Below are 5,841 nucleotides of genomic sequence, written 5' to 3'. Positions count from 1 at the left end.
CCCAACCCGCTTTCGCCCCCGACGCGCCCGAGGCCCGCCGCTCCGCGCGTCGGCTTTTGCGCTCGCAGCTCTGGGCGCAGATTCTCGTGGCGCTGCTTCTCGGCTTCGGCCTGGGGATTGCGCTCTCGCCCGAAGGCGGCTTCCTCTTCGCGCTCACCGCGGACCGGGCGGCCGCTCTGGGGCCGTGGTTGACCCTGCCGGGCAACGTTTTTCTCAACCTCATCCAGCTCATCGTCATTCCCCTGGTCGTCTCGTCCATCGCCCTGGGGCTGACATCGGCCGGCGACCCGGCCCTCCTGCGTCGGCTCGCCGCGTGGATCGTGCCCTACTTCTTGGCCACGAGCACCGTCGCCGTGCTGATCGGCACGGGCCTCGCCCTCTGGATCGAGCCGGGCGCGCTGCTGACGATGCCGGCGACGGTCGAGGCCGTTCCCGACCTCGCGCTGACACAGGACAATGCGGGTGACCTTCCCGAGCGGATTCCCGCGCTGATCCCTCCGAGCCTGACCGCCGCCAGCCTTTCGCGGGACATGCTCCAGATCGTGCTCGTGGCAATCCTGCTCGGCCTCGCGCTTGTGACCCTGCCCGAAACCACGGCGCGCCCCTTGCTCGACCTGCTGGGAGCACTCCAAGCCGTGACCCTCAAGGTGGTTGCCTGGGCGATGCTGCTCGCCCCGGTCGCCGTCTTCGGGCTGATCTGCGACTTCGCGTTGCGGGCAGGGCTCTCGGCGATGATCGGGCTGTCGGCCTACATGGCGACCGTGATCCTGGGCCTCGGCGTGCTTCTCGCGTTCTACATGCTGGTCGTGCGGCTCCTCGCGCGCCGCAGCCCTTTGGCGTTCGCGCGGGCCGTGGTCGAAGCGCAGCTATTGGCTTTCGCCACATCCAGCTCGGCTGCGACGATGCCCCTGTCGCTACGGGTCGCGACCGAACGCCTGGGCGTCGACGTCGCCACCGCCCGATTTGTCGTGCCGCTCGGGGCTACGGTCAACATGGACGGGACGGCGCTCTACCAAGTCGTGGCGACGATATTCCTCGCTCAGGTCTACGGCATCGCGCTCGATCCGGCGGCGTTTGTCCTCCTGACGGTGTCCGTCGTCGGCGCCTCAATCGGCAGCCCCAGCACGCCGGGCGTGGGGATCGTGATCCTCGCCGGCATCCTCGCCTCCATCGGCATTCCTGCAGAGGGAGTGGCCGTCCTGCTCGGCGTGGACCGCCTGCTCGACATGTGCCGGACGGCCGTCAACGTGACCGGTGACCTGACCGCCTGCGTCGTAATGGACCGTATCCTTACGCCGAGGCGCGCGTGACGGTGATGGGATTGCGCCAGGAGCGCGCAGAACCCCTCGGATGGCGCCGCGTTGCATGTCGGGACGGGCCGGACCCGGCCTCGACCCGACGCCGTCGTCTCTTACCCGGGTCCGAAACTTCGGCAGGGCTCGCTTCGTCGAGGGGGGCGGAGAACTTCTTCGGCACAATCGTCAGCTAAGTGAGCCTCTTGGACATCAAAGCGGGCGATGTCGCACTAGACGAGGCGCAGCCCGCGCTTCGTCCATGCGGTAGGCTGCTGATCGCAGACCTCGCCGGCCTTGCCACTGCGGCCGGGATCAAGACAGCTGACTGGTGATACCTATCTTCCTCGGCGGCAGAATCATTCTGGATCAGGTGTCAGACACGTCGCTCCACCGATGACAGCGTGGCGAAGATGCCCGCGCCGACGATGATGAGAACGAGGGTGATGACGGACGTCATCCGGGCATCTCGCGCCACTCGGTCGGGCGCAGCGCGATGGGCATGATCGCGCTGACGGGGCAGACGGCGATGCAGGCACCGCAGTCGATGCAACGGTCCGGGTCGATGGCGTAGCGATCCCCGGCGTCATGGATGCAGGCGACGGGGCAGATCGCGGCGCAGGAAGCGTCCTTCACACCGATGCAGGGTTCTCCGATGACGTGGGTCATTCCCGGCCTCGCCATTGACTGAGTACCTAATCAATACTAAACGGTTCAGTACATGAGGGCAAGCATGCGTCAAGAAACCCGCCGTGAAATGATCCTGAGCATCGCCCTCGAGATGATCGCGGAGCGGGGAATCGCAGGCCTGTCCACGCGCGAGCTGTCGCGCCGGGCCGGCGTGTCGGAGGCGCTGATCTTCCACCATTTCCGCACCAAGGTTGGCCTCATCGTCGCCGCCGCCCGGTCGGGCGACACGCTTCTGTCGAAGCTGGTCGCCCTGACAAAGGGGCCGCCGCCAGAGGATCTGGGCGCGGTGGTCGACACGGTCACGGCCGAGGCCGTCCGGCGCATGGCACCCGGCGCGCCGGGCCGGGCCTTCGGCGCGACAATGATGTCGGACGATCCGAAAATCGCGGACATCCGAGCGGAAGGCCTCCTGCTCTTCGCGCAAGCGCGCACGGCTCTGGTAGACTGGATGAACCAAACACCCCGCCCGCTTCGTCATGGCGGGACGGCAGCGGCACAGACTTTGCTGGAGGGCGTGATGTGGCGCTTGGCGACGTTGCCAAACGACGCCGAAGGTTGGGCCCGCACAGCCCCCGACTCGTTCGCTGACCTCGCCCTGCGCTGGCGAGCTTTGCACCTGGAGGACTGATCATGCTCGGGCCGATCGAACTCGCCGTCCGGATCGCGGGGCGGCTGGGCTATACCACCGACGGGATGGATATCCGTCAGAGCCTCGACGCCACGATCGAGAAGGCAGAGCACCATCCCGGCATCGGCTCGGACCCGCTGCCCGCCGCGCCCACGTCTTCGCCGCGCACCCCCTTCGAGTCGCACATCCCGTTCATGCAGCAGGCGCTCGCCCATATGGGCTGGCGCGAGATGATCGGGATGGTGCGTCGCATGCCCAAGCTGAAGGGCCAGATGAAGCGCGGCAGCACGTTCTTCGATAAGACTTTCGAGCCCCGCAGGCGGACCTTGACGGCCGCCGAGCGTGCGGACCTCGTGTCTTTCATGAAGGCGCGAGGCGCGCTGGAAGTCGGGTTTCTTCCAGACGTCGATCCGCGCCTCGTCTTTGCCGGCAAGACCCTGCCCGAGCGGCACGCGATCGTCTTCACCGTCGAGATGGACCGCGCCGAGATGGCGACAGCCCCGTCGGCCCGCGCCTTCCTGGAAGTGATTGACGGATATGGCGCTTTGGGCAAGATCGCCGCCGATACCAGCGCCTGGCTGCGCGCCCGCGGAATCGCCGCTTATCCGGGAACCAACCTCGGCGGACAGACCGACTATCCGGCCATGGCCGAGGCGGCGGGGATCGGTGCCATCGGCTATCACGGCCTGCTGATCGGGCCCGGGGCGGGCGCGCGCACGCGGGTGTCGACGATCTATGTCGGCATCGACGACCTGCCCGCGCCCCACAACCCGCATCTGTGGGTTCGCGACATCTGCGCCAACTGCCGCAAATGCGTGCGGTCCTGTCCGCCCGGTGCCATCGAGCCGGCGCCCGTGCCGAAGGCCAACGGCGGGATGCGCACGATCCGCGCCACCGCCTGTCGCGACTATTTCGGGCGCAACTGGGGCTGTGCCGTCTGCCTCAAGGTCTGCCCCTTCTCCGACAAGGCCTACGACGCGGTGAAGGCCGCCCATGACGCGGCGCGCGGCGTGATCCCTGCGCCGATCTCGACCATCGACGTGCCGCAGGTGCAGGTGGAAGGTCCACGCGTCGCCGTGATCGGCGCGGGGGCGGCAGGGTTCTACCTCGCCCGCTCGATCCTCGAGGACGACCCCACAGCGCGGATCGACCTCTTCGAGAGGCTTCCGTTCCCACACGGGCTTGTCCGCTACGGTGTGGCCCCCGACCACCCCGAGGTGCGCAACAAGGGTTTCACCTTCGACCGAATGCTGGAACATCCGCGCGTGCGGCTGCTGGCCGGCGTGGAGATCGGGCGGGACGTCACGCCAGAGGACCTGCGCGGTGCCTATGATGCGGTCTGCCTCGCGAACGGCGCGCCGTCGGACCGGCGGCTCGTCATCGAAGGCGAAGATCTGCCCGGCTCCTACGCCGCGCCGGACCTCGTGCGCTGGTACAACGCGCATCCGGACTTCTACGAACTGGATCCCCGGATCGGCCGCAAGGTCGCGATCATCGGCCACGGCAATGTCGCGCTCGACACCGCGCGGATGTTGTTGACCCATCCGCAGGTGCTGATCCGCACCGATATGATGCCCGAGGCCGCCGTGCGCATCGCCGCGTCCCGCGTCGAGGCGGTGGAGGTCATCGGACGCTCCGGCCCCTCGCAAACGAGCTTCACGCCCAAGGAGATCGTCGAACTCTCCGAGCTGCCGGGCGTGCAGATCGTGATCGACCCGGACGGACTCGCCGCCGACCTCGCCCTTCCCCTGCCCGATCCGCAGGCCGAGCGGCGGCGCCGGCGGAACCTGGAGCTCTTCGCCGGATGGGCAGCGACACCCCGGGACCCCGCCAAGCGGCCCGTGCGCATCCGGTTCTTTCGGACCCCGACAGCGATCGTCGGCACGAACGCCGTGGAAGGGCTGCGGCTAGACGTGACGCGGGTGGCGGATCGGGGCGGGCGGGCGAAGATCGAAGCGACCGGGCGGATCGAGACGATGGACTGCGGCACGGTGATCCGTGCGATCGGCTTTCGCAACGTCGCCCTGCCCGGCCTGCCCTTCGACACGGGCCGTGCCCGCGTGCCGGTCGGCCCGCAAGGCCGCGTCCTTGACCGGACAGATGGCAGACCCGTGCCCTTCCTCTATGCCGCCGGATGGGCACGGCGCGGGCCCATCGGCGTGATTGGGACCAACAAGACCGACGCCGAGGAAGTGGCCGAGGCCCTGCGCGCCGATTTGGCCGCCGCTCCGGATCGGCGCGGCGCGGCCGGGCTGGTCCCCGCGGGTGCCATCTCATCCGAGGATTGGACCGACATCGCCCGCGAAGAGAAACGGCGCGGTGCCGTACGCGGCCACGGCCCGCTGCGCTTCGTCGACACGGACGAGGTGCGCGCCTGGCTCGACAGCCACGGCCGCCGCCGCTTGAACGATCCGACCCTCCCGCCGGAGGCCCCCGAAGCGGGACGCCCCGACCCCCGTTTCATCCACATCTGACCTAACAACGGAAATCCCATGATCAGCCAGATCAGATATGCCGCAATCGCCGCCGCGGCGATCCTCGCCCTGACCGGCTGCAAGGAGGAGGGCACCAACGCCACCACCGGCGACGGGCCGCGCAGTGTACGTACCGTCGTGGCGGAACCCGCAGCGCCCGTGCGGACCCGCGCGTTCCCCGCCGTACTTGAGCCGCCGGAGATCACGCCGCTGGCCTTCGACGTGGGCGGACGGCTTGGCGCGCTTGACCTGCGGATCGGCGAGACGGTCGCGGCGGGCACCGTACTCGCGACCGTAGAGGCCGGCGACGCGGAGCTGCGCACCAGCCAAGCCCGATCCTCGGTGGTCGAGGCCCAGGCCGCCGCAACCAACGCGCGTGAGGAAGCGGACCGACAGGAACAGCTTCTGGCGCGCGCGGTCGTCTCGCAGGCCGCCCGCGACAGCGCCGTCACACAGGCCGAGCAGGCCGAGGCCCGGCTGGAACAGGCCCGGCGCAACCTCGAGCTGGTCGAAGAATCGCTGGACGACACGGCCCTCGTCGCGCCTTTCGACGCGGTGGTGAACTCCATCGAGGTGCAGGCCTTCGGCTCCGTGCAGGCGGGCCAGCCGGTCGTGACCCTCTACGAAGAGGGCGGGCTCCAGGCGCAGATCGCGGTCAGCTACGCGGTCGTCTCCGGGCTGACCCTCGGTCAGGAGGTCGTCGTCGTGCCGACCGACGGCGATGCACGCCCGCTCGCGGCCCGCATCTCTGAGATCG

Annotated in this window: 5 protein-coding genes; 4 read left to right on the top strand and 1 reads right to left on the bottom strand. The window is 68.9% G+C overall.

What is annotated here, in order from left to right; all coding sequences use genetic code 11:
• Positions 1 to 1,310, top strand: a 1,310-nt coding sequence (locus JDO7802_RS18285) for a dicarboxylate/amino acid:cation symporter (protein ID WP_083481153.1), incomplete at its 5' end; no start/stop codon positions are given.
• Positions 1,311 to 1,748: 438 nt separating this feature from the next.
• Here the strand turns inward: JDO7802_RS18285 and JDO7802_RS12575 are convergent.
• Positions 1,749 to 1,961, bottom strand: coding sequence for a ferredoxin family protein (locus JDO7802_RS12575; protein ID WP_055086088.1), 213 nt, complete (start codon positions 1,959 to 1,961; stop codon positions 1,749 to 1,751).
• Between the two features lie 64 nt (positions 1,962 to 2,025).
• Here JDO7802_RS12575 and JDO7802_RS12570 point away from each other — a divergent pair, with 64 nt between their 5' ends.
• From JDO7802_RS12570 to JDO7802_RS12560, 3 genes are all read left to right on the top strand, one after another.
• A complete protein-coding gene (locus tag JDO7802_RS12570; RefSeq protein WP_187298136.1) occupies positions 2,026 to 2,610 on the top strand; it encodes a TetR/AcrR family transcriptional regulator in 585 nt (194 codons plus the stop codon).
• A gap of 2 nt (positions 2,611 to 2,612) precedes the next feature.
• On the top strand, positions 2,613 to 5,084 hold the full coding sequence (locus JDO7802_RS12565) for a hypothetical protein (RefSeq protein WP_055086084.1): 2,472 nt from the start codon (positions 2,613 to 2,615) through the stop codon (positions 5,082 to 5,084).
• Between the two features lie 18 nt (positions 5,085 to 5,102).
• A partial coding sequence (locus JDO7802_RS12560) for an efflux RND transporter periplasmic adaptor subunit (RefSeq protein ID WP_144430693.1) occupies positions 5,103 to 5,841 on the top strand: 739 nt, incomplete at its 3' end.

Source organism: Jannaschia donghaensis, from assembly GCF_001403795.1.
GTDB classification, from domain to species: Bacteria; Pseudomonadota; Alphaproteobacteria; order Rhodobacterales; family Rhodobacteraceae; genus Jannaschia; species Jannaschia donghaensis.
This window is presented reverse-complemented; position numbering and strand designations above follow the sequence as displayed.